The organism is Cupriavidus numazuensis (genome assembly GCF_905397435.1).
In the GTDB taxonomy this organism is placed as follows: domain Bacteria; phylum Pseudomonadota; class Gammaproteobacteria; order Burkholderiales; family Burkholderiaceae; genus Cupriavidus; species Cupriavidus numazuensis.
The window spans coordinates 1-855 of sequence record NZ_CAJPVI010000157.1 but is presented as its reverse complement, the minus strand read 5'-3'; the positions used below and the strand labels follow the sequence as shown (position 1 = coordinate 855).

At 57.5% G+C, this 855-nt stretch carries 1 protein-coding gene and 3 tRNA genes; all 4 read right to left on the bottom strand.

What is annotated here, in order from left to right; translation table 11 throughout:
- A partial coding sequence (locus KHO41_RS40985) for a GTP-binding protein (RefSeq protein WP_009916276.1) occupies positions 1 to 108 on the bottom strand: 108 nt, incomplete at its 3' end.
- Positions 109 to 150: 42 nt separating this feature from the next.
- Positions 151 to 225 (bottom strand) — tRNA-Thr (locus tag KHO41_RS40980).
- A 40-nt stretch (positions 226 to 265) separates the two neighbouring features.
- Positions 266 to 339 (bottom strand) — tRNA-Gly (locus KHO41_RS40975).
- A gap of 51 nt (positions 340 to 390) precedes the next feature.
- A tRNA-Tyr gene (locus tag KHO41_RS40970) sits at positions 391 to 476 on the bottom strand.
- Positions 477 to 855 lie beyond the last annotated feature (379 nt).

Genomic DNA, 855 nt, shown 5'->3' with positions numbered 1-855 from the left:
CAGCACCGTGGCGATCGCTGCGGTCAGCGTGGTCTTGCCGTGGTCAACGTGACCAATCGTACCAACGTTCACGTGCGGCTTAGTCCGCTCGAACTTTTCCTTTGCCATTTCGCGACTCCTGTCTGGTAGCGATATTGCCAGTGCGGTATTTGGTGCCCATGGGCAGGATCGAACTGCCGACCTCTCCCTTACCAAGGGAGTGCTCTACCACTGAGCCACATGGGCAAAACTAGACGTATTACTTGTCGACAGCAACCGCATTATTTGGAGCGGGTGAAGGGAATCGAACCCTCGTCGTAAGCTTGGAAGGCTTCTGCTCTACCATTGAGCTACACCCGCCCGGTTCTTTCTGCTTCACCGGCCTTGTGAGCCAGTCACTGTCTTGCATTCTGGTGGAGAGGGCTGGATTCGAACCAGCGTAGGCGTAAGCCAACAGATTTACAGTCTGCCCCCTTTAGCCACTCGGGCACCTCTCCGCAGAGAACTATCGATTATGGGACCTCTCGCCTCGCCTGTCAAGCACTTTCCGTTGCGGAGTGCATCGACCGGACCATCGAGGTGGCCACTGCCAGGCACGCTGGCACTGGCTATGGCAACCCACAAACACAGTTTGAAATTTCTGCGTTCTCACCCTATAGGGGCGCTGGAAACGGGCCTTCTGAAGGCGCTGGAAGCGCTTGGCGAGCGCCTTTGGGCATCGGGAAGCGGCTGCTGGATGCGGCTTGACGGCCGGGGCCGAGCCGCAAAAGACAAAACCCCTCGCAGCACACGCTGTCGAGGGGTTTTGGGTATAAGAGCCTGGCGATGACCTACTTTCACACGGGAATCCGCACTATCATCGGCGCGGAGCTGTTT